The sequence below is a fragment of the Nocardiopsis sp. iso_40 genome (assembly GCF_056173285.1).
In genome coordinates this window covers 4,772,148-4,790,618 of the sequence record NZ_CM149666.1, presented here as the reverse complement: position 1 = coordinate 4,790,618, position 18,471 = coordinate 4,772,148, and the positions used below count along the sequence as shown (strand labels likewise).

Sequence of the window (18,471 nt, the reverse complement as noted above, 5' to 3'; positions counted from 1 at the left end):
TAGCTTTCACGAGCAGGTACCCACTGAACCCCACGGAGCTTCGTCATGCAGGAACACGACGCCCGGATTCTCCGCGGCGCCGCGCTTCCGAGCGCCGCGTGCGGGGTCCTGGCCATTGCGGTCTCGGCCCTCTTCGCGGGCACTGCCGGAGCTGCGAGCTCAGCTCTCGCGGTCGGGATCGTCCTCGCGTGCTTCGGCCTGGGGCAGTGGGCGGTCATCATGGTGACCCGCCGGAACAAGGACCTGTTCCTCGCCGCGAACCTCCTCGGCTTCGTCGTCAAGATGGCGCTGCTGGGTGTTCTCCTGGTGACCCTCGGGCGCAGCCCCCTCATCACCGACCTGAGCAACAACGCCTTCGTCTACAGCGCGTTGGCCGTCGTTCTGGTCTGGCTGGGCGGGCAGACCTGGGCCACCTCCAAGGCGAAGATCCTGCACGTGGAGCCGAACGAGAGTTCGGAGAACACGTGATGGGGTGCCCCGCCGCGGCCCGTCGGAACGGGCGTAATAACCTGTTCCACGGCAGGCGGACGGCCATGTCCCAGCCAAGCCCCACATGCTATATTCCGGAGCGAGATGAGCAGCGAACCCACCGAGAAGAAGGACTCCAGCGCGCCCCCGGCGCCGCGCGAGGCCGACGGCTGGGCGCTCTTCTCCACTCTGCTCGCGGGTGTGCTCCTGTGGAGCGCGGTCGGCTGGGGCGCGGACAGGCTCCTGGGCTTCCAGGCACTCTTCCTGCCGATCGGGGCCGTTCTCGGCATGGTCGGGGCGATCTACCTGATCGTCGTCAAGACGCGCCAGGCCTGAAGCACCCCCTTAGTCCCGCGTCGCCCATCGCGCGACGACGCTGCAGTAACAACCATCAACGAGGCTTTCTTGCGTCACGACGAAAGGATTCGCCGTGAGTGCTGACGTGCGCATTCTCGCGGCCGAACCGGGTTGCCATCTCTTCGGTGACAACGGTTGCGGGTTCGAGGCCCCCACCATCGGGATGTTCTTCCCGGAGCCGTGGTACACCGGTATCCCCGGCAGCGCTGGCATCGACCTGTACCTGGTTCTGTTGCTCGTCGCGGTCGGTGCCGTCCTGCTTCTGTGGTCGTGGTTCAGCAAGAAGCTGAGCCTCGTCCCCGGCCGCAGGCAGAGTGTCGGCGAGATGCTGGTCCTGTTCATCCGGGACAACATCACCCGACCCACCATGGGTGCCAAGGGCGACAGCTTCATCCCGTTCATGACGGGCATCTTCACGCTCATCCTGGCCATGAACTTCACCGGGCTGATCCCGGGCATGATTCCGGTCAACAGCAACCTCGCCTTCACGGCGATGTTCGCAATGGTCATCTACGTGATGACCATCGTGATCGGTGTCCGTAACCAGGGCGGCTGGGGCTACTTCAGGAACCAGATCTTCCCGCCCGGGATGCCCAAGCCGATCTACGTCCTGGTCACCCCGATCGAGATCCTCTCGGTCTTCCTCATCCGTCCGGTGACGCACGCCCTGCGTCTGTTCGCGACCATGTTCGCGGGCAGTCTGCTGCTGGCCGTGTTCGCCTACGGCGGCTGGTACATGCTCAACCTGACGGCGGAGCCCCTGCTGGCCGGCGTCTCGGTGCTCTACTCGGGCGCCGCGCTGCTCGGCTACATCGCCTTCTTCGTCTTCGAGATCGTGATCATGCTCATCCAGGCCTTCGTCTTCACCCTCCTGGCGAGCCTGTACATCAACCAGTCGCTCGAAGCGGCTCACTAGACCCCCTCCGCGTTCCCCCGGCCCCCCGGTCGGACCAGGGACGAGGAGTGCTTCAGACCCGTCCACACCGGCGAACTGACCAATTGCGTACCGCAACGCCGGACGTCGAGTAAAGGGAAACACAATGGACATCGCTGCGATCACCGGCAACATCAACACCATCGGTTACGGCATCAGCGTCATCGGCGCCGGTATTGGTGTCGGTATCGTCTTCGGTCTCGGTATGCAGGCCATCGCCCGCCAGCCCGAGGCCCGCGGACCGCTGCAGACCAACATCTACCTCGGTTTCGCCCTGATCGAGGCCCTGGCGATTCTGGGCTTCGTGCTCGCCTTCGCGGCCCCGGCCGGCGCCTAGTCGGAGATTGCCAACCGTTTTCTGATGGCAACTGACGCGAAGGAGGGCTGACCATGTTGGTGGAGTTGGCAGCCGAGTACAACATTCTGCGGATCGACTGGGTGAAGTTCACCTTCGGTGCGATCGCGCTCGCCGTGATCTACTTCTTTGTGGTCCGCAAGGCGGTCCCGAGGGTGATGAAGGTCCTCGACGAGCGTCACGACGCCATCGAGGGCGGCATCGAGCGGGCCAAGAGGGCCGAGGCCGAGGCCGAGGAGATCCGCCAGCAGTACCGCGAGAAGCTCGAGGAGTCGCACCGCGAGTACGCCCAGGAGCTCGAGAAGGCCAAGGAGCAGCGCGCGGTGATCATCGCCGAGGCTCGCGAGGAGGCCCAGACCGAGGCCAACCGGATCATCGAGTCCGCCAAGGCCCAGATCGAGGCCGACCGGCAGCAGGCCGTCGTCCAGCTGCGCGGCGAGATCGGCGCCCTTTCCACTGAGCTCGCGAGCCGCATCGTCGGTGAGACGCTCAGCGACGGCGCCGCTCAGAACCGCGTCGTGGACCGGTTCCTGGAGGAGCTGGAGCAGGACGAGAGCGCGAAGCAAGCCGAGGTGCGCTGATGCGTGGTATCAGCCGTAGCTCCCTGGCTGAGGTGACCCGGCGCCTGGACGACAACGTCCTGGCGCCGGCGGACGCCGCCCAGCACGCGGTCTCCCTCGGCGGCGAGCTCTTCGAGGTCGTCGCCCTGCTCGGCGGTGAGCACTCGCTGCGCCGCTGGCTCGCGGACCAGGCCAACCCGGCGGAGAAGAAGACCGGCCTGATCGGTCAGATCCTCGAGGGCAAGGCGTCGCCGTCCACGGTCATCGTGGTCAACGACGTCGTGTCCCAGCCGTGGGCCGGACCCCGCGACATGGTGGACGCCCTGGAGCGCCTCGCGGTCTACGCGACCGTGGCCTCCGTCGAGGGCACCCGTCTGGACGAGCTCGAGGACGAACTGTTCCGTTTCGAACGGATCGTCATCGCGCAGCCGGACCTGCGGTCGGCGCTCACCCGCGACGGCGTGGCCCCCTCGCACCTGCACACGCTGGTGGAGAACCTGCTGTCGGGCAAGGTGAGCTCCGCGACGCTGGCCCTGGTCAGCGAAGCGGTCACCCGGCCCCGGGGACGTACCCTGGAGCAGGCGCTCCAGAACTTCGGGCAACTGGTCGCCGAGCGCGCCCAGCGCTACATCGCAGTGGTGCGCAGCGCGGTTCCGCTGAGCGAGGCGCACCAGGAGCGTCTGCGGGCGCTCCTGACGCGCAAGTACGGCCGTGAAATCCACCTGAACACCGAGGTCGTCCCCGAAATCGTGGGTGGACTCTCCATCCAGGTGGGCGACGAGGTCATCGACGGCACCATCGCCGGGCGCATCGCTGAGGTCCAGCGCCGTCTGGCTGGCTGACACACGCGAACACACGCAAGGCAAGCACGCACGGCGCCAGCCCGGCGCCATTTGAGAGCAAGGACAACGTAGAGATGGCGGAGCTGACGATCCGGCCGGATGAGATCCGGGACGCGCTACAGCGCTTCGTCCAGTCGTACGAGCCTGACGCCACCCGCGCGGAAGAGGTCGGAACCGTCACCTACTCCGGTGACGGCATCGCCCGCGTCGGTGGCCTTCCCTCGGCGATGGCGAACGAGCTGCTGGAGTTCGAGGACGGCACCCTGGGCATGGCCCAGAACCTTGAGATCGGCGAGATCGGTGTCGTGGTGCTGGGTGACTTCACCGGCATCGAGGAGGGGCAGAAGGTGCGTCGCACCGGCAAGCTCCTCTCGGTCCCGGTGGGCGACAACTTCCTCGGCCGTGTGGTGGACCCCCTGGGCAAACCCATCGACGGCAAGGGCGAGATCGAGACGACCCAGAGCCGCGAGCTCGAGCTCCAGGCCGCGACGGTCATGGAGCGCCAGCCGGTCGGCGAGCCGCTCCAGACCGGTATCAAGTCGATCGACACCATGACCCCGGTCGGCCGCGGCCAGCGCCAGCTGGTCATCGGTGACCGGCAGACCGGTAAGACCGCGATCGGTATCGACGCGATCATCAACCAGAAGGCGAACTGGGAGACCGGCGACCCCACGAAGCAGGTGCGCTGCATCTACGTCGCGGTGGGTCAGAAGGGTTCGACCATCGCCAGCGTGCGCGGCGCCCTCGAAGAGGCCGGCGCGATGGAGTACACCACCATCGTCGCCTCCCCGGCGTCCGACCCGGCCGGCTTCAAGTACCTCTCCCCGTACACCGGTTCGGCCCTGGGCCAGCACTGGATGTACGAGGGCAAGCACGTCCTCATCGTCTTCGACGACCTGACCAAGCAGGCCGAGGCCTACCGTGCGGTCTCCCTCCTGCTGCGCCGCCCGCCGGGCCGTGAGGCCTACCCGGGTGACGTCTTCTACCTGCACTCCCGTCTCCTGGAGCGCTGCGCGAAGCTCTCCGACGAGCTGGGCGCCGGTTCGATGACGGCCCTGCCGATCATCGAGACCAAGGCGGGCGACGTCTCGGCGTACATCCCCACCAACGTCATCTCCATCACCGACGGTCAGGTCTTCCTGAACTCGGACCTGTTCAACCAGGGCCAGCGTCCGGCGATCGACGTCGGTGTGTCGGTCTCCCGTGTCGGTGGCGCGGCCCAGACCAAGGCCACCAAGAAGGTCTCCGGCACGCTGCGTCTGGGCCTGGCCCAGTACCGCGAGCTCGAGGCGTTCTCGGCCTTCGGTTCGGACCTGGACGCCGTCTCCAAGCAGCAGCTGGAGCGCGGCGCCCGGATGATGGAGCTCCTCAAGCAGGGCCAGTACTCGCCCTTCTCCATGGAGAAGACGGTCGTCTCGATCTGGATGGGCAACACCGGCCTGATCGACGACGTCCCGGTCGAGGACGTGCGCCGTTTCGAGGAGGACTTCCTGTCCTTCCTGGACCGTGAGCACAAGGGCGTCCTCGACACCATCCGGGACACCGGCAAGTTCGAGGACGACAGCCAGAAGACCCTCCAGAGCGCCATCGAGAAGTTCAAGCAGAGCTTCCAGACCTCCGCCGGCACCCTGCTGGGCACCGAGGAGACCGAGGCGCTCTCGCCGGAGAAGGTCGGTCAGGAAACCATCAAGGTCGCCAAGGGCGGGAAGTAACCGATGGGTGCACAGCTTCGCGTCTATCGCCGGAGGATCCGCGCGACGAAGGCGACGGCGAAGATCACCCGTGCCATGGAGCTCATCGCCGCCACGCGCATCACCAAGGCGCAGCGTGCGGCCGAAGCTGCCGGTCCCTACGCACGGGAGATCACGCGGGCGGTGTCTGCCCTGGCCAGCCGGGTGACCTACAACCCGCTGCTGGTCGAGGCCGAGAACCCCACCCGCGCGGCCGTCCTGGTCATCACCAGTGACAAGGGTCTGGCCGGCGCCTTCTCGACCAACGTCATCAAGGAGGCCGAGGCCCTCACCCAGCTCCTGCGGGAGCAGGGCAAGGAGGTCCTCACCTACATGGTGGGTCGCAAGGGTGCGGCGTTCTACAAGTTCCGCGGCCGCGAGGTCGAGGAGTCGTGGGAAGGCTTCACCGAGCGTCCGACCTACGCGCACGCCCAGGAGATCGGCTCCGTTCTCATGGAGAAGTTCTCCCAGGACACCGCTGAGGGCGGCGTCGACGAGATCCACGTGGTCTCCACGGAGTTCGTGTCGATGCTGACCCAGCGGGCCGGGGTGGTCCGCGCCCTTCCGCTGGAGGTGGAAGAGGTCGAGGACGAGGAGCTCGAGAAGTCCCAGGGTGGCAACGCGTTGCCGCTCTACGACTTCGAGCCCTCCGCGGAGGAGGTCCTGGACCAGCTGCTCCCGCAGTACGTGGTCAACCGGATCTACGCCTCCCTCCTCGAGGCGGCCGCCTCCCAGCAGGCGTCCCGTCGCGCGGCCATGAAGGCCGCGACCGACAACGCGGAAGAACTCGTCAAGAACCTGACCAGTCTGGCCAACCAGGCACGTCAGGCCGAGATCACCAATGAGATCAGTGAGATTGTCGGCGGTGCCGATGCGCTCTCTGGGTCCAGCGCGGGAAGTGAGTAACAGAAGTGACTGCGACAGTTGAAGGTTCGGCCGGCGCTGGCACCGCCACCGGCCGCATCGCCCGGGTCACCGGCCCGGTCGTCGACGTGGAGTTCCCCGTCGGCTCCCTGCCCGGCATCTACAACGCCCTGCACACCGATGTCAGCATCGGCGGCACCAACAAGGTCATCACCCTGGAGGTCGCCCAGCACCTGGGTGACAACCTGGTGCGGGCCATCTCCCTCGCCCCTCAGGACGGCATGGTCCGTGGCGCCGAGGTCCGCGACACCGGCGCGCCCATCAGCGTGCCCGTCGGCGACGTCGTCAAGGGCCACGTGTTCAACACCCTGGGCGAGTCCATGGACGTGCCCTCGGCCGAGCTCGGCGCGACCGAGTACTGGCCGATCCACCGCAAGGCTCCCGCCTTCGACCAGCTCGAGTCCAAGACCGAGATGATGGTCACGGGCATCAAGGTGATCGACCTCCTCACCCCGTACGTGCGCGGTGGGAAGATCGGCCTCTTCGGTGGTGCGGGTGTGGGCAAGACGGTGCTCATCCAGGAGATGATCACCCGTATCGCCCGTAACTTCGGTGGTGTGTCCGTGTTCGCCGGTGTCGGTGAGCGCACCCGTGAGGGTACGGACCTCTTCCTGGAGATGGACGAGATGGGCGTCCTCCCGGACACCGCGCTCGTCTTCGGCCAGATGGACGAGCCCCCGGGCACCCGTCTGCGCGTGGCGCTCTCGGCTCTGACGATGGCGGAGTACTTCCGCGACGTCCAGAACCAGGACGTGCTGCTCTTCATCGACAACATCTTCCGTTTCACCCAGGCCGGTATGGAGGTCTCCACGCTGCTGGGCCGTATGCCCTCGGCCGTGGGTTACCAGCCCAACCTGGCTGACGAGATGGGTCAGCTCCAGGAGCGGATCACCTCGACGCGGGGCCACTCGATCACCTCGATGCAGGCGATCTACGTCCCCGCGGACGACTACACCGACCCCGCTCCGGCGACCACCTTCGCCCACCTGGACGCGACGACCGAGCTCTCCCGCCCGATCTCGCAGAAGGGCATCTACCCGGCGGTCGACCCGCTGGCCTCCACCTCCCGTATCCTCGACCCGCAGTACGTGGGCGAGGAGCACTACGCGGTGGCCCAGCGGGTCAAGGAGATCCTGCAGCGCAACAACGACCTGCAGGACCAGATCGCCATCCTGGGTATGGACGAGCTGTCCGAAGAGGACAAGATCATCGTCAACCGGGCGCGTCGTCTGGAGCGTTTCCTCTCGCAGAACATGTTCGTCGCCGAGAAGTTCACCGGCAACCCGGGCGTGTTCGTGCCGCTGGAGGAGACCATCGCCTCCTTCAAGGCGCTCTGTGACGGTGAGTACGACCACCTTCCCGAGCAGGCCTTCCTCGATGTCGGCAACATCGACATGGTCGTCGAGAAGGCCAAGAAGCTGCAGGAAGGCTAGTACTGCGCGTCAGTGTCCCCCCGCTCCGGGAGCGGAGGGCGACGGGCGGGGCTAGTTCCCAGGCGGGGTCGGGTATCGGTTCGTACTCGACCCCGCCGAACCCACCCGCTAGCCGAGGAGTTTGTGGCAGTGTCGAAGAAGCTTTTCGTCGAGATCGTCTCTCCGGACCGTGAGGTTTGGGCGGGCGAGGGCGACATGGTCATCGCGAAGACCGTCGAGGGCGAGATCGGCGTTCAGCCCGGGCACGTCCCGGTGCTGTCGCTTCTGGCCGAGGACGCGGTCGTTCGTGTCCTGGGCGCACGTGAGACCGGCGAGGTCCGGGTGGCCGCCCACGGCGGTTTCGTCTCGGTCTCGGGCGAGGGACGGATCTCCGTTCTCGCCGAGAGCGCCGAGCTCGCCGAGGACATCGATGTGGACCGTGCGCGCGAGGCGCTGAAGGGTGCGAGCGAGTCGGGCGACAGCCTGGCCGCGGCTCGTGCGCGCAGCCGCCTGCGTGCCGCTGGCGAGGAAGTCGCCTAGCCGAGTCAGGGGGCAACGAGACGTGGGTGTGGAACCGCTGCAGGGAACGTCGTGGTTGGAGTCCTTGTGGTGGGTGGGCCTCGCCCTCCTCGTCGCCGCCGCGCTGGTGCTGGTCGTCGGCGCGATGCGACGGTTCGTGCTGCTGCGCAGCGGCGGTGCCGTCGAGTGTTACCTGCGTGCGCGCGGGGCGAAGGGACGCCGGGGCTCCTGGCGGATCGGTTTCGGCCGGTACGGTTCGGAGCACCTGGGCTGGTTCCCGATCCTCTCGCTCAGACCGCGGCCGACAGCGAGGCTGTCGCGCCGCGGTCTCGTCGTTGTGGGGCGCCGTTCCCCCGGGGCGGAGGACGCCCACCTGCCCGCCGACGTCACCGTTCTGGAGATCGGCTGGCTGGCCGAGGACGGCAGTGAGCCCCGCGAGGCGACCTACGAGGTCGCCATGGGCGAGAGCGTGCTCACCGGATTCCTGTCGTGGATCGAGTCGATGCCCCCCGGAACCCGCTGGGAGGCATGACGCCGTGGCAGGTTCACATGGGCGGGCCCGTGTGTTTGCATGGGCCCATGAGTACGATCGTCGCTTTCTCCGTATCCCCGCTCGGTACCGGCGAGTCCGTCGCCCCGGCCGTGGCACGCGCCGTCAAGGTGGTGCGTGAGAGCGGCCTTCCCAACGAGACCTCGGCCATGTTCACCACCGTCGAAGGCGAGTGGGACGAGGTCATGGAAGTCGTCAGGCGTGCGGTGGAGGCCGCGGGCGAGGGTGCTGACCGGGTGAGCATGACCCTCAAGGCCGATGTGCGCAAGGGCGTCACCGACGGGCTGCACAGCAAGGTGGAGGCCGTCGAGCGCGAACTCGACGACCTCCGGTAGAACTCGTGGGCCGGTGCCCCGGCCGGGCGTGGGCTCCCGGGGCCAGCTCCGTACGGTTTCACCGACGGGGCGCCGGGCCCGCTCGGACGGCGGGGTTCTGCGGCGGACAGGTCCGTGGTCCTTCCGGCCCGCGGAGATGTCCTACCGCTCCCCTCCGGGCTGCCAGAGGACCTCGTCGCCGTCTCGGGCGACGTACCTGCCGAGGATGAACAGCAGGTCCGAGAGCCGGTTCAGGTACTGCGCGGTGAGCGGGTTGACGCTGTCCCCGTGCTCCTCGATCGCCGCCCAGACGGCGCGTTCGGCGCGGCGGACCACGATACGGGCCGTGTGGACCAGGGCGACGGTGGGCGAGCCGCCGGGCAGGATGAAGCTGCGCAGGGTCGGCAGGCCCTCGTTGTAGGCGTCGCAGGCCTCCTCCAGCCGGGTGACGTACTCCGGTAGTACGCGCAGCGGGGGGAACTCGGGGTCGGGCACGATCGGAGTGGACAGGTCCGCGCCCAGGTCGAAGAGCTCGTTCTGCACGCGCCCCAGCAGGACGCGCACGTCCTCGGGCAGGTCTCCCACGGCCAGTGCGACACCGATGGCGGCGTTGGCCTCCTCCGTGTCCGCGTAGCCCACGAGCCGGGTGTCGTTCTTTGTGGTCCTGCTCATGTCGCCGAGCGCCGTCGTGCCGGAGTCACCGGTGCGGGTGTAGATCTTCGACAGCACGACCGGCTTGTCAGTGTCCCGTTTGGTCATGGCACTCACCCTAGGGGTGGGGGACTCCCGACCCTGGGGGAGGGGTGGAGCACGGAGGTATCACAGAGGATAACTGTTCAGTCTCAAGGGGTGAAGGTGACCTGTCTCACTGATACCTTTTGGCATGAGGGAGCTACTCACCGTAGTTTCCGGCGGTGTCCGTGCAAGGTGCACCCGGGTGGAACAGAGGGGGCTGCCCGGGAGACCGTGTGGAGGGGAGGCACCGCGAAGGGCGGGCGGCGTGGAACCGGGGGGTTCACGCCGCCCGCCCTCACCCGTGTCCGGGACGGGTCGCTCCGGGGCTCCGGCTACGGGGCGTGTGTTACCGCACCCAGGCGTCGCCCTTGCGGGGCAGGTCGACCTCGACGGCCGACATGGTCAGCACACCGTTGACGGGCAGTGTGCTGTCGGCGAAGAACTCCACGCCGTGTGCGCCAGCGGCCGACAGTTCAGCGACCGCGTCCCAGTTGACGTGCTCCAGGGTGTCGTCCGCCGTGTGGTAGTACGGGTCGAACGTCTCGCCCGCGGTACCGCCGTACCATTCGGCCTGCTCCTCGGTCTTGACGCCGTCGGCGCCGCTGAACAGGCCCCCGGAGGCCACACCCGCCTGCATGAAGGCGAGGTAGTCGCTGCGGCCGCTGAGCACGCCGGGCTCGCTGACCTGGCCCTGCCCCTCGAAGTAGTCCTCGAAGACCTTGGCGATCGCGCCGGAGCCCGAGGGGGCGCCGCCGGACTCCGGCAGCTCCATCCGGCCGTCGAGCACGAAGCGGCCGTAGTTGTGCGAGCCGATCATGTCGAAGTTGAGGTAGAGCGCGACGTCGTCGAGCTCGTCCTCGGTCAGGTCGGCCACGTACTCGGTGGAGCCGACCAGGCCGTCCTCCTCGGTACCCCAGAAGGCGAAACGGACCTTGTTGTTCGGGGCCTCCTGCTGGGCCAGCTGGATGGCGGTCTCCAGCAGGAAGGCCGAGCCGCTGCCGTTGTCGTTGATCCCCGGCCCGTCCTCGACGCTGTCCAGGTGGCCGCCGACGACCACCACGTTGTCGTCACGGCCGCCGGGGGTCTCGGCGAGGATGCTGTAGGAGCTCTGCTGCTCGACCTCGGAGTCGACGGCGACCCGGAGCTCCAGGTCGGGGATCGACAGCAGGTCCGCGCCGACCAGGCCGGAGACGCCGACCGCGGGGATGTCGGACAGCTCGCTGACGGTGCCGAGGAAGACCTCGTCCTCGTTGTTGACCACCAGGGCCGCCGAGGCGCCGGCGTCCGCGGCGTTCTGCACCTTCTGCGCGAACGCGCAGGCGCCGCGGACGGTGATGGCGATCGCGCCCTCGGGGAAGTCGGCGAAGTCGTCCGCGGAGCAGCCGCTCTCCGAGCTGTCGGGGCTGACCGCGACCGCCGGGGCGGTCACGTCACCGGCACCGGAGTAGCTCATGGTGACGTAGTCCTCGTCGAGCTCGTACGGGTGCCGTTTCGGCGCGGTCTGCTCCAGTACGGCGGGTGTGTTCTCGCCCCAGGACTCGTACTCGTAGTCGTGTCTGTAGGGCTCGTACCCGGCTCTTTCGAGCTGGTCCTCGATGTACATCGCGGCCACGTCGTAGCCGGGGGTGCCGGTCGCACGGTTGCCGCCGTTGTACTCGGCGATGGTGTTGAGGTTGACCAGGTGGGACTCGATGGCGTCCGCGGTCACCAGGTCGGGGAGCGCGACCTCGTCGGCGTGGGCGGGGGAACTCGCCAGGGTGCCCGCGGCCATCAGCAGGGCGGCGATTCCCGCTGTCGTCGCGGTGCGCCGCCGGGGGGAAAGGGACGAACCCGCTCTGTCGAGCGAGTGCCCGGGGTTGCTCGGATGCACGATCTTCCTCCGGTTCACGGGGGTCCACCGCTCCATGGTGTTGGGGGATGGACACCTGGGGTGGGCGAGGTACCGGAGAAGCCTCGCAGCCGTGGGGGCCCGCGGCAAGACATGGACCGGGACATTGCCACAATCAGCCACAGACCTTACGCAAAGGGTGCACACTGTGGTTGGATAGACGACCCAAACCGCCCAAATCGTCTTATCGCAAGGGGTTCCGAGGCTGGCGGCTACTCGCCTTCCTGGTGCTTGCGCGCCCGGTACTCGACACCGACCCCGCCCATCACCGCGACGCCCCGGACGTGCACGATCGGGGCGTCCGGGTCCACCACGCTGGGGGTGTTCCCCTCGACCCCGAAACCGCCCATCACCGGCAGGCCGTGCACGCGCACCTGGATGTCGTCGGGCACGACGATCCCGACGCCGCCCATGACCGTGCAGATCCAGATGGTGGTCTCGCGCTGGGTGAACCGGGCCTCGCGCAGGTCGAGTTCGATACCGCCCATCACCGCGGCGGCGACGAACACGGGCGGAACGACCCAGTTCCCGGACCGGTCGGCGCCGCCCATGAGGACGAGGGCGCTGCGGCTGGTGGCGGGTTGGTCGACGATCCGGCTCGCACCGTAGACCGGTCGGGGTGAACGGAAGTCCGTCGGGACCGGAGCGTTCGCGGTGGAGGAACCGGTGCTCGGCAGGTCCTCGGTGAGGGGGACGAGTTCGCCGACGGTCTTGGCCCGGTACACCGAGTCCAGCCGGTCGCTGTGTTCGTCGGGGTCCAGGCGGCCCTCGGCCAGGGCCTCGCGGAGCAGGTGCGCGACGGCGTCACGGTCGGCGTCCGAGGCGCGCATCCGACCGTTCCCGTCCTCGTGGGGGGTGATTTGGCTCATCGGTTCCACCATATGCCGATTCTTCGCCTCACGGCAGGGTGCGGCATCGGGGAAACCCCCTGAGGCACCCCTGAAGTTCGGGGCGCCCGGTCAGGGGCCGGACGGGGGCTACTGCTCGGGGAGCAGTCCGCGGCGGAGCGCCCGGGACACCGCGGCGGTCCGGTCGCCGACCCCCAGCTTCTCGTAGACCCGCATCAGGTGGGTCTTCACCGTGGTGGGACTGATGTGCAGCGCCCGGCCGATCGCCGCGTTGGTACGCCCGTCCGCGGCCAGCCGCAGCACCTCCACCTCGCGGGGGGAGAGCGCGGGCCCCTCCGGTTCGGTGCGCTGCCGCATCCCGGTGAGCAGCTTGCCCGCGAGCCGGCCGCTCAGCACCGTCTCGCCCCGGGCGGCCGAACGGACGGCGTCGGCCAACTCCGCGCGCGGGGTGTCCTTGAGCAGGTAGCCGGTGGCGCCCGCCTCGACCGCGCGCAGGATGTCGGTGTCAGTGTCGTAGGTGGTGAGTACCAGGACGTGCACGTCCTGGTACCCGGCGCGGATGCGCTCGGTCGCCGCCACACCGTCGCCCCCGGGCATACGCAGGTCCATGAGTACGACCTGCGGCCGCAGTTCGGCGACCCGGGCCACGGCCTCGGGGCCGGAACCGGCCTCGCCGACGATGTCCAGGTCGGGTTCGGCGCTGAGCATGCCGCGGATGCCCTCACGGACCACGGGGTGGTCGTCCACCAGAAGGACGCGGATCATGGTGCGGTTTCCTCTCGGGCGGTGCGGGGCCGGTCCTGGTGCCCGGCCCCGTCGGGGCCGTCGGACCCGCCGCGGGACTCGGTATCGGCGGTCTCCTCGTGCGGCAGGACCAGGCGGACGGTGGTGCCGCGGCCGGGGGCGGAACCGATCTCCAGGACGCCGCCCACGCTCTCGGCGCGGTGGTGCATGTTGGCCAGGCCGTTGCCGTGGGCGGGTCGCGCGGGATCGAAGCCCAGTCCGTCGTCCTCGACGGTCAACCGCACGCCGACGTCGGTGTAGGCGAGGACGACCCGGGCGTTGCCGGCCCCGGAGTGCTTGCGGACGTTGGCCAGGGCCTCCTGCGCGGTGCGCAGCAGACAGATCCGGAGGTCGTTGGGGAGTTCCTCCGGGGGGCCGGTGACCTCGGCGGCCACGGAGATGCCGAGTTCGCGGCCGAGGCGTTCGCAGATGCGCCGGATCGAGGCGTCCAGGCCCTCGTCGTCCAATCGGACCGGTTGGCGGGCGGCCACCATGGCGCGGGTCTCGGCGAGGTTCTCCGCCGCGGTCTCGCGCATCAGGGCCAGGTGGCGCCGGGCGGTCGCGGGGTCGCTGTCCAGCTCCGACTCCACGGCCTGGGTAAGGGTGATGATGCTGGTGAAACCCTGGGCCAGGGTGTCGTGCATCTCCCGGGCCAGGTGCTCGCGCTCGGCCAGCGCCCCGGCCTCCTGGGACAGGCGGGAGACCTCCTGGCGGCTGCGGCGCAGCTCCTCGATCAGCTCGTACCGCTCGGCGCTCTGCACGACGATCCGCTCGAACCAGGTGCCGAACCACAGGGCGAAGCCGAGTACCACGCCGTTGATCAGGAAGGTCACCCCGACGCCGCCCCAGTCCCGCTGTCCGGTCAGGCCCTGGAGCAGCGCGGGCAGGAGCAGGAGCACGCCGATGACGGGGACCGCGAGACGGCTGCCCAGAGCCATGAAGGCGAGCGGACTGATCGCCACCATGATGAAGGTCAGCGACGGGTTGAGGACCACCGCGGGCACGGTCGGCGCGAGCAGGGCGAGCGCCAGGGCCAGGGGGCCGAGCCAGCTCGGACGCTCTCCCTCCGAGGCGACGTAGCTCCTGGCCAGGGCGTAGTACACGACGATGACCGTGACCATCAGCGCCGCGGTCAGCCACCGCCACTCCTGCGGGCCGGTGACCAGCGCGAGCACGACGATGCCGCACATCGCGGTGGTGAAGTACACGTCCCACCAGACGCCGGGCTCGAAGGCGTGCCTTTCGACCGGTGCCCCCTCGGTACCCGGTCCGGGAACGGCGGACACCGGGGGTACGGTCTCGTCCGGTTCCGGGGCCCGGTCCCTCATCGCGGTCATCCGTCCTTACGGGTCTTCCAGCGGAACGTCAGCAGGGTCAGCACCAAGCCCACCACACACCAGGCCCCCAGGGCCACGGCGACCAGGTGCAGATCCCAGGCGCCGGACGGTTCCACGGCGGCCATCCGTTCGGGGAGGAACGCGGCGCGCAGCCCCTGGGCCATCCACAGCAGCGGGAAGAGGGAGGCCCCGGTCAGGACCCAGTCGGGCAGGGCGATCACCGGGACGAAGACGCCCGAGGTGAACTGCAGGACCAGGAACGGGACGACGACCACGGTCGAGGCGGCCTGGGTGGTGCGGGCCAGCGAGCTGACCGCGATACCCAGCAGGGAGCAGCTGACGGTGCCGAGCACGAACACCCAGGCGATGGTGGCCCACGCCGTCACGGTGGTGGGCAGGCTGGCGTCGAAGAGGAGCCACCCCATCCCCAGCAGCAGGCCGACCTGGCCCAGGGCGAGGAACAGCACCAGGACGGTCTTGCCGACGAAGTAGGCGCCGGGCGGCATCGGGGTGCCGCGCAGCCTGCGCAGCCCGCCGTACTCGCGCTCGCTCGCGATGGTGGTGCCCAGGGTCTGGAAGCTCACCGACATCAGGCCCATGGCGATCAGGCCGGGCAGGTAGTAGTCGACCGCGGGCATGCCCATGTCGAACATGCCGTCGAAGATGGACGCGAACATGGCCAGGATCAGCGCGGGAAGGGAGAAGGTGAAGACCACGCTCTCCCATTCGCGGCAGAACGTGCGGATCTCCAGCCAGCCCCGGGACATCCCCACCCGGAGCACACCGGGCGGACGGCCGCGGGGGCCGGGCGTCCGGACGGCCCCGGTCGACAGCTGGCTGCGGTCAGTGGTCGGGGTGCTCATACCGCGGCCTCCTCGGCCTCGTCGGTGTCCTTGACCATCCCGAGGTAGATCTCCTCGAGGGTGGGACGGTGCACGCTCAGCTCCGGCACCTCACCGGTGAAGCGCCCGGCCAGCTCGGATACCACCCGGGTGGGTTCGTCGGTCAGGACCTCCCGGCGCCCGCCGTCCTCCAGCCAGCCGACCGTGGCCTGGGCGGAGGCGCGTCCGCCCAGTGCGGCGGGGGTGTCCACTGCCCGGATCCGGCCGTGGGCGACCACGCACACCCGGTCGGCCAGCTCCTCGGCCTCCTCCAGGTAGTGGGTGGTCAGGACGATGGTGGTGCCCCCGGCTGCCAGGTCCCGGACGAGCCCCCAGAACTCGCGCCTGGCCCGGGGGTCGAAACCGGTGGTCGGCTCGTCCAGGAAGAGGAGTTCGGGCTGGCCGACGATGCCCAGGGCCACGTCCAGGCGGCGCCGCTGACCGCCGGAGAGGGACTCGGCGAGATCCTTGGCCTTGTGGGCCAGCCCGACCAGTTCGATGACCGCGTCGGGGTCGTGGGGGAGCGGGTAGTACCCGGCGAAGTGCCGGACGACGTCGCGCACCGCGAGCTTGGGGACCATGGTCTCCTGCTGCCAGACGATGCCGACGCGGGAGCGCCACTCGCGTCCGGCCCTGCCCGGGTCCTCACCCAGGACCCGGGCGGAGCCGCCGTCGCGGTGACGGAAGCCCTCCAGGATCTCGACCGTTGTGCTCTTCCCTGCGCCGTTGGGGCCGAGGAAGGAGAAGATCTCGCCGCGCGCGATGCTCAGGTCGATCCCCGCGACGGCCTCGGTGCCGCCGTACTTCTTCCTGAGGCCCTCGGCCTCGATGACTGTCTCGCTCATGTTCCGAGCCTCCCGTCTCCGGGCGCGCCCGGGTATCCGCCGGGAAGGCGGACCCGTGTCCTCCGGGCGGAGGACACGGGTCCGCCCGGAGGCACGCCCCGGGTGCCGACAGCACTCCGCCCCCGGGCGCGGGGCGCGCAGCCGGGGGCGGCGGGGTGCGGGGGCGGTCCGTGACGGCCGGAGCCGGGCCGGGTCAGAACAGGCGCAGGGTGTCGGGCTCGATGCCGCGCAGCTCGTCGTAGTCCAGGACCACGCAGGTGATGCCGCGGTCCTCGGCGAGGACCTTCGCCTGGGGTTTGATCTCCTGGGCGGCGAACACGCCGGTCACCGGGGCCAGCGAGGGGTCCCGGTTCAGGAGTTCGAGGTAGCGGGTGAGCTGCTCCACCCCGTCGATGTCCCCGCGCCGTTTGAGCTCCACCGCGACGGTGTTGCTCTCCCCGTCCCGGCACAGGATGTCCACGGGGCCGATGGCGGTGGGGTACTCGCGGCGGATGAGCGTGTAGCCCTCGCCGAGCGTGGAGATGTGTTCGGCGAGCAGCTCCTGGAGATGGGCCTCGACGCCGTCCTTCTGCAGGCCGGGGTCCTTGCCCAGCTCGTGCGAGGAGTCGTGCATGACCTCCTCGATGGTCAGCACGAGCTTCTCACCGGACTTGCTGTGCGTGACCGTCCACACGTCGGGGCCGTCCTCGACCGCCTCCTCGCGGACCTTGCACGGCGGGTTCATCCAGTTGAGCGGCTTGAACGCCCGGTCGTCGGCATGGATGGACACGCTCCCGTCGGCCTTGATGAGGATCAGGCGGGGAGCCATGGGCAGATGGGCGGTGAGCCGGCCGACGTAGTCGACGCTGCACCGCGCGATGACGAGACGCACGGGAGGTCACGTTACCGCCTCCGCCGCGTACACGGAGCCGGTTCGCGGGTGAACCGGGGCGGGGGAGGGCGCCGCTCCTGCCTAGGCTGTCCGGATGCCGGTGCGAAATCGTTGGACGGTCCTGTCGATCAGCATGGTCGCCCAGGTGGCCAGTGTCTCGGCGATGTTCGGGGTGCCGGTCGTGCTGCCGCAGCTGCGGGAGGCCTTCGGGGTCACCACGGCACAGGCGGGCGTGCTGGCCGGGCTGCCCTCGTTCGGGCTGCTGTTGACGCTCCTGCTGTGGGGCGTGGTCATCGACCGGGTGGGCGAGCGGGCGACGATGGCTCTGAGCCTGTTCCTCACGGCGGGCGCGCTCGGGCTGCTGTGGACCGTGTCGCAGTTGTGGAGCGCGGCGGTGGTCCTGCTGCTCGTCGGGGCGGTCGGCGGCCCGGTGAACGCGGCCAGCGGGCGCCTGGTCCTGACCTGGTTCGTCCGGCGGGAGCGCGGGCTGGCCATGGGGATCCGCCAGTCCGCACTGCCGCTGGGCGTGGGGCTCTCCGCCCTGGTGATGCCCTGGGCGGCCCAGGCGTGGGGGTTCGTCGGGGCGATGACGCTCCCGGCCGCGCTCGCACTGACCGCCGTCCCGCTCGTGCTTGCGACGGCCCCGGCCCCGGCCCCGGGGCCCGCGGAGCGGAGCCGGGAACAACCCTCGGACACCCCGGGTGCCGCGGCCGGCGCCGCTCCGGGTGACTCGCCCTACCGCAGGTGGCCGATCTGGCGGGTGCACGGCGTGAGCATGCTCCTCGGGGTCCCGCAGATTACTCTGATGGTCTACACGGTGATCTACCTGGTCCAGGAACAGGGGTGGGGCCCGCCGGCCGCCGGAGCGGTGGTCGCTGCCGCGCAGGTCCCCGGGGCGGCGGGGCGCCTGTTCCTCGGGGCGTGGTCGGACCGGACCGGGAACCGGATGCGTCCGGTCCGGTGGCTGGCCGTCGCCTCCGGGGCCGCCCTGGTCCTGCTCACCCTGCTGCCGCACGCCTGGGGGTGGACGGCGGTGCCGCTGGTCCTGTCCTGCCTGGTACTCACGATGTGGCACAACGGCCTGACCTTCGTCTCCGTGGCGGAGATCGCCGGAACGGCATGGGCGGGGCGGGCCCTGGCCGTGCAGAACTGGCTCCAGGCGATCAGCACGACCCTGACCCCCGTGTTGATGGCCGCGGTGATCACACTCGCGGGACTGCCCTCCGTGTTCGCGGTGGCCGCGGTGTTCTCCGCCCTGGCCGTGGCCGTGGTACCGGTCGGCCCCCGGGGCGGACCACGCCGTATTACCACGCGGTAG

Annotated in this window: 21 protein-coding genes; 13 read left to right on the top strand and 8 right to left on the bottom strand. The window is 69.4% G+C overall.

The window, feature by feature from the left end; all coding sequences use genetic code 11:
* Window positions 1-45: 45 nt before the first annotated feature.
* From AC0VYD_RS20770 to AC0VYD_RS20715, 12 genes are all read left to right on the top strand, one after another.
* Window positions 46-468: a hypothetical protein gene (locus AC0VYD_RS20770; protein ID WP_475477113.1), complete on the top strand. Its 423-nt coding sequence runs from the start codon at window positions 46-48 to the stop codon at window positions 466-468.
* A gap of 105 nt (window positions 469-573) precedes the next feature.
* A complete protein-coding gene (locus AC0VYD_RS20765) occupies window positions 574-804 on the top strand; it encodes an AtpZ/AtpI family protein (protein ID WP_473038354.1) in 231 nt (76 codons plus the stop codon).
* Window positions 805-910: 106 nt separating this feature from the next.
* On the top strand, window positions 911-1,741 hold the full coding sequence (gene atpB / locus AC0VYD_RS20760) for a F0F1 ATP synthase subunit A (protein ID WP_475480324.1): 831 nt from the start codon (window positions 911-913) through the stop codon (window positions 1,739-1,741).
* A gap of 124 nt (window positions 1,742-1,865) precedes the next feature.
* On the top strand, window positions 1,866-2,096 hold the full coding sequence (gene atpE / locus AC0VYD_RS20755; RefSeq protein WP_191274523.1) for an ATP synthase F0 subunit C: 231 nt from the start codon (window positions 1,866-1,868) through the stop codon (window positions 2,094-2,096).
* Between the two features lie 56 nt (window positions 2,097-2,152).
* Window positions 2,153-2,695, top strand: a complete 543-nt coding sequence (atpF, locus tag AC0VYD_RS20750; RefSeq protein WP_473041157.1) for a F0F1 ATP synthase subunit B — start codon at window positions 2,153-2,155, stop codon at window positions 2,693-2,695.
* Window positions 2,695-3,516, top strand: coding sequence for a F0F1 ATP synthase subunit delta (locus tag AC0VYD_RS20745; protein ID WP_473038355.1), 822 nt, complete (start codon window positions 2,695-2,697; stop codon window positions 3,514-3,516). The genes atpF and AC0VYD_RS20745 overlap by 1 nt, the downstream gene beginning before the upstream one ends.
* Window positions 3,517-3,590: 74 nt before the next feature.
* Complete coding sequence (gene atpA, locus AC0VYD_RS20740) at window positions 3,591-5,228, top strand: F0F1 ATP synthase subunit alpha (protein WP_191274527.1); 1,638 nt, start codon at window positions 3,591-3,593, stop codon at window positions 5,226-5,228.
* 3 nt (window positions 5,229-5,231) lie between these two features.
* The gene (locus AC0VYD_RS20735) at window positions 5,232-6,152 is read left to right on the top strand and encodes a F0F1 ATP synthase subunit gamma (protein WP_191274529.1); all 921 of its coding nucleotides are present in this window, start codon (window positions 5,232-5,234) and stop codon (window positions 6,150-6,152) included.
* A gap of 5 nt (window positions 6,153-6,157) precedes the next feature.
* Entirely contained in the window at window positions 6,158-7,603 is a 1,446-nt protein-coding gene (gene atpD, locus AC0VYD_RS20730; RefSeq protein ID WP_475477112.1) for a F0F1 ATP synthase subunit beta, read from the top strand.
* A 129-nt stretch (window positions 7,604-7,732) separates the two neighbouring features.
* A complete protein-coding gene (locus tag AC0VYD_RS20725; RefSeq protein WP_191274534.1) occupies window positions 7,733-8,122 on the top strand; it encodes a F0F1 ATP synthase subunit epsilon in 390 nt (129 codons plus the stop codon).
* A 22-nt stretch (window positions 8,123-8,144) separates the two neighbouring features.
* Window positions 8,145-8,633 carry a DUF2550 domain-containing protein gene (locus AC0VYD_RS20720; RefSeq protein ID WP_475477111.1) on the top strand — a complete coding sequence of 163 codons (489 nt, stop codon included), beginning with the start codon at window positions 8,145-8,147 and terminating at the stop codon, window positions 8,631-8,633.
* A gap of 47 nt (window positions 8,634-8,680) precedes the next feature.
* Complete coding sequence (locus AC0VYD_RS20715; RefSeq protein ID WP_475477110.1) at window positions 8,681-8,986, top strand: MTH1187 family thiamine-binding protein; 306 nt, start codon at window positions 8,681-8,683, stop codon at window positions 8,984-8,986.
* 141 nt (window positions 8,987-9,127) lie between these two features.
* Here AC0VYD_RS20715 and AC0VYD_RS20710 read toward each other — a convergent pair whose 3' ends face one another.
* The 8 genes from AC0VYD_RS20710 to nucS all read right to left on the bottom strand — a co-directional run bounded on the left by AC0VYD_RS20710 (window position 9,128) and on the right by nucS (window position 17,153).
* On the bottom strand, window positions 9,128-9,724 hold the full coding sequence (locus AC0VYD_RS20710) for a cob(I)yrinic acid a,c-diamide adenosyltransferase (protein WP_475477109.1): 597 nt from the start codon (window positions 9,722-9,724) through the stop codon (window positions 9,128-9,130).
* A gap of 322 nt (window positions 9,725-10,046) precedes the next feature.
* Window positions 10,047-11,570 (bottom strand): M28 family peptidase, encoded by a 1,524-nt coding sequence (locus AC0VYD_RS20705; protein ID WP_475477108.1) that lies wholly within the window; start codon window positions 11,568-11,570, stop codon window positions 10,047-10,049.
* A 230-nt stretch (window positions 11,571-11,800) separates the two neighbouring features.
* Window positions 11,801-12,469 (bottom strand): DUF1707 SHOCT-like domain-containing protein, encoded by a 669-nt coding sequence (locus AC0VYD_RS20700; protein ID WP_475477107.1) that lies wholly within the window; start codon window positions 12,467-12,469, stop codon window positions 11,801-11,803.
* A gap of 96 nt (window positions 12,470-12,565) precedes the next feature.
* On the bottom strand, window positions 12,566-13,201 hold the full coding sequence (locus AC0VYD_RS20695) for a response regulator (RefSeq protein WP_475477106.1): 636 nt from the start codon (window positions 13,199-13,201) through the stop codon (window positions 12,566-12,568).
* Window positions 13,198-14,556 (bottom strand): sensor histidine kinase, encoded by a 1,359-nt coding sequence (locus AC0VYD_RS20690; protein ID WP_475477105.1) that lies wholly within the window; start codon window positions 14,554-14,556, stop codon window positions 13,198-13,200. The genes AC0VYD_RS20695 and AC0VYD_RS20690 overlap by 4 nt, the downstream gene beginning before the upstream one ends.
* Window positions 14,553-15,419 (bottom strand): ABC transporter permease, encoded by an 867-nt coding sequence (locus AC0VYD_RS20685; protein WP_475477104.1) that lies wholly within the window; start codon window positions 15,417-15,419, stop codon window positions 14,553-14,555. The genes AC0VYD_RS20690 and AC0VYD_RS20685 overlap by 4 nt, the downstream gene beginning before the upstream one ends.
* Window positions 15,416-16,282, bottom strand: coding sequence for an ABC transporter ATP-binding protein (locus tag AC0VYD_RS20680; protein ID WP_475477103.1), 867 nt, complete (start codon window positions 16,280-16,282; stop codon window positions 15,416-15,418). The genes AC0VYD_RS20685 and AC0VYD_RS20680 overlap by 4 nt, the downstream gene beginning before the upstream one ends.
* Before the next feature lie 193 nt (window positions 16,283-16,475).
* On the bottom strand, window positions 16,476-17,153 hold the full coding sequence (gene nucS, locus AC0VYD_RS20675) for an endonuclease NucS (protein WP_452547360.1): 678 nt from the start codon (window positions 17,151-17,153) through the stop codon (window positions 16,476-16,478).
* A gap of 94 nt (window positions 17,154-17,247) precedes the next feature.
* Between nucS and AC0VYD_RS20670 the strand changes: the two genes are divergently transcribed.
* Complete coding sequence (locus AC0VYD_RS20670; RefSeq protein ID WP_475477102.1) at window positions 17,248-18,471, top strand: MFS transporter; 1,224 nt, start codon at window positions 17,248-17,250, stop codon at window positions 18,469-18,471.

Bases quoted from the DNA above. Each gene is read 5' to 3' on its own strand.
- AC0VYD_RS20770 (WP_475477113.1), top strand. From the start codon at position 46: ATGCAGGAACACGACGCCCGGATTCTCCGCGGCGCCGCGCTTCCGAGC.
- AC0VYD_RS20765 (WP_473038354.1), top strand. From the start codon at position 574: ATGAGCAGCGAACCCACCGAGAAGAAGGACTCCAGCGCGCCCCCGGCG.
- atpE (WP_191274523.1), top strand. From the start codon at position 1,866: ATGGACATCGCTGCGATCACCGGCAACATCAACACCATCGGTTACGGC.
- AC0VYD_RS20745 (WP_473038355.1), top strand. From the start codon at position 2,695: ATGCGTGGTATCAGCCGTAGCTCCCTGGCTGAGGTGACCCGGCGCCTG.
- atpA (WP_191274527.1), top strand. From the start codon at position 3,591: ATGGCGGAGCTGACGATCCGGCCGGATGAGATCCGGGACGCGCTACAG.
- AC0VYD_RS20735 (WP_191274529.1), top strand. From the start codon at position 5,232: ATGGGTGCACAGCTTCGCGTCTATCGCCGGAGGATCCGCGCGACGAAG.
- AC0VYD_RS20715 (WP_475477110.1), top strand. From the start codon at position 8,681: ATGAGTACGATCGTCGCTTTCTCCGTATCCCCGCTCGGTACCGGCGAG.
- AC0VYD_RS20710 (WP_475477109.1), bottom strand. From the start codon at position 9,724: ATGACCAAACGGGACACTGACAAGCCGGTCGTGCTGTCGAAGATCTAC.
- AC0VYD_RS20700 (WP_475477107.1), bottom strand. From the start codon at position 12,469: ATGGTGGAACCGATGAGCCAAATCACCCCCCACGAGGACGGGAACGGT.
- AC0VYD_RS20695 (WP_475477106.1), bottom strand. From the start codon at position 13,201: ATGATCCGCGTCCTTCTGGTGGACGACCACCCCGTGGTCCGTGAGGGC.
- AC0VYD_RS20690 (WP_475477105.1), bottom strand. From the start codon at position 14,556: ATGACCGCGATGAGGGACCGGGCCCCGGAACCGGACGAGACCGTACCC.
- AC0VYD_RS20685 (WP_475477104.1), bottom strand. From the start codon at position 15,419: ATGAGCACCCCGACCACTGACCGCAGCCAGCTGTCGACCGGGGCCGTC.
- AC0VYD_RS20680 (WP_475477103.1), bottom strand. From the start codon at position 16,282: ATGAGCGAGACAGTCATCGAGGCCGAGGGCCTCAGGAAGAAGTACGGC.
- AC0VYD_RS20670 (WP_475477102.1), top strand. From the start codon at position 17,248: ATGCCGGTGCGAAATCGTTGGACGGTCCTGTCGATCAGCATGGTCGCC.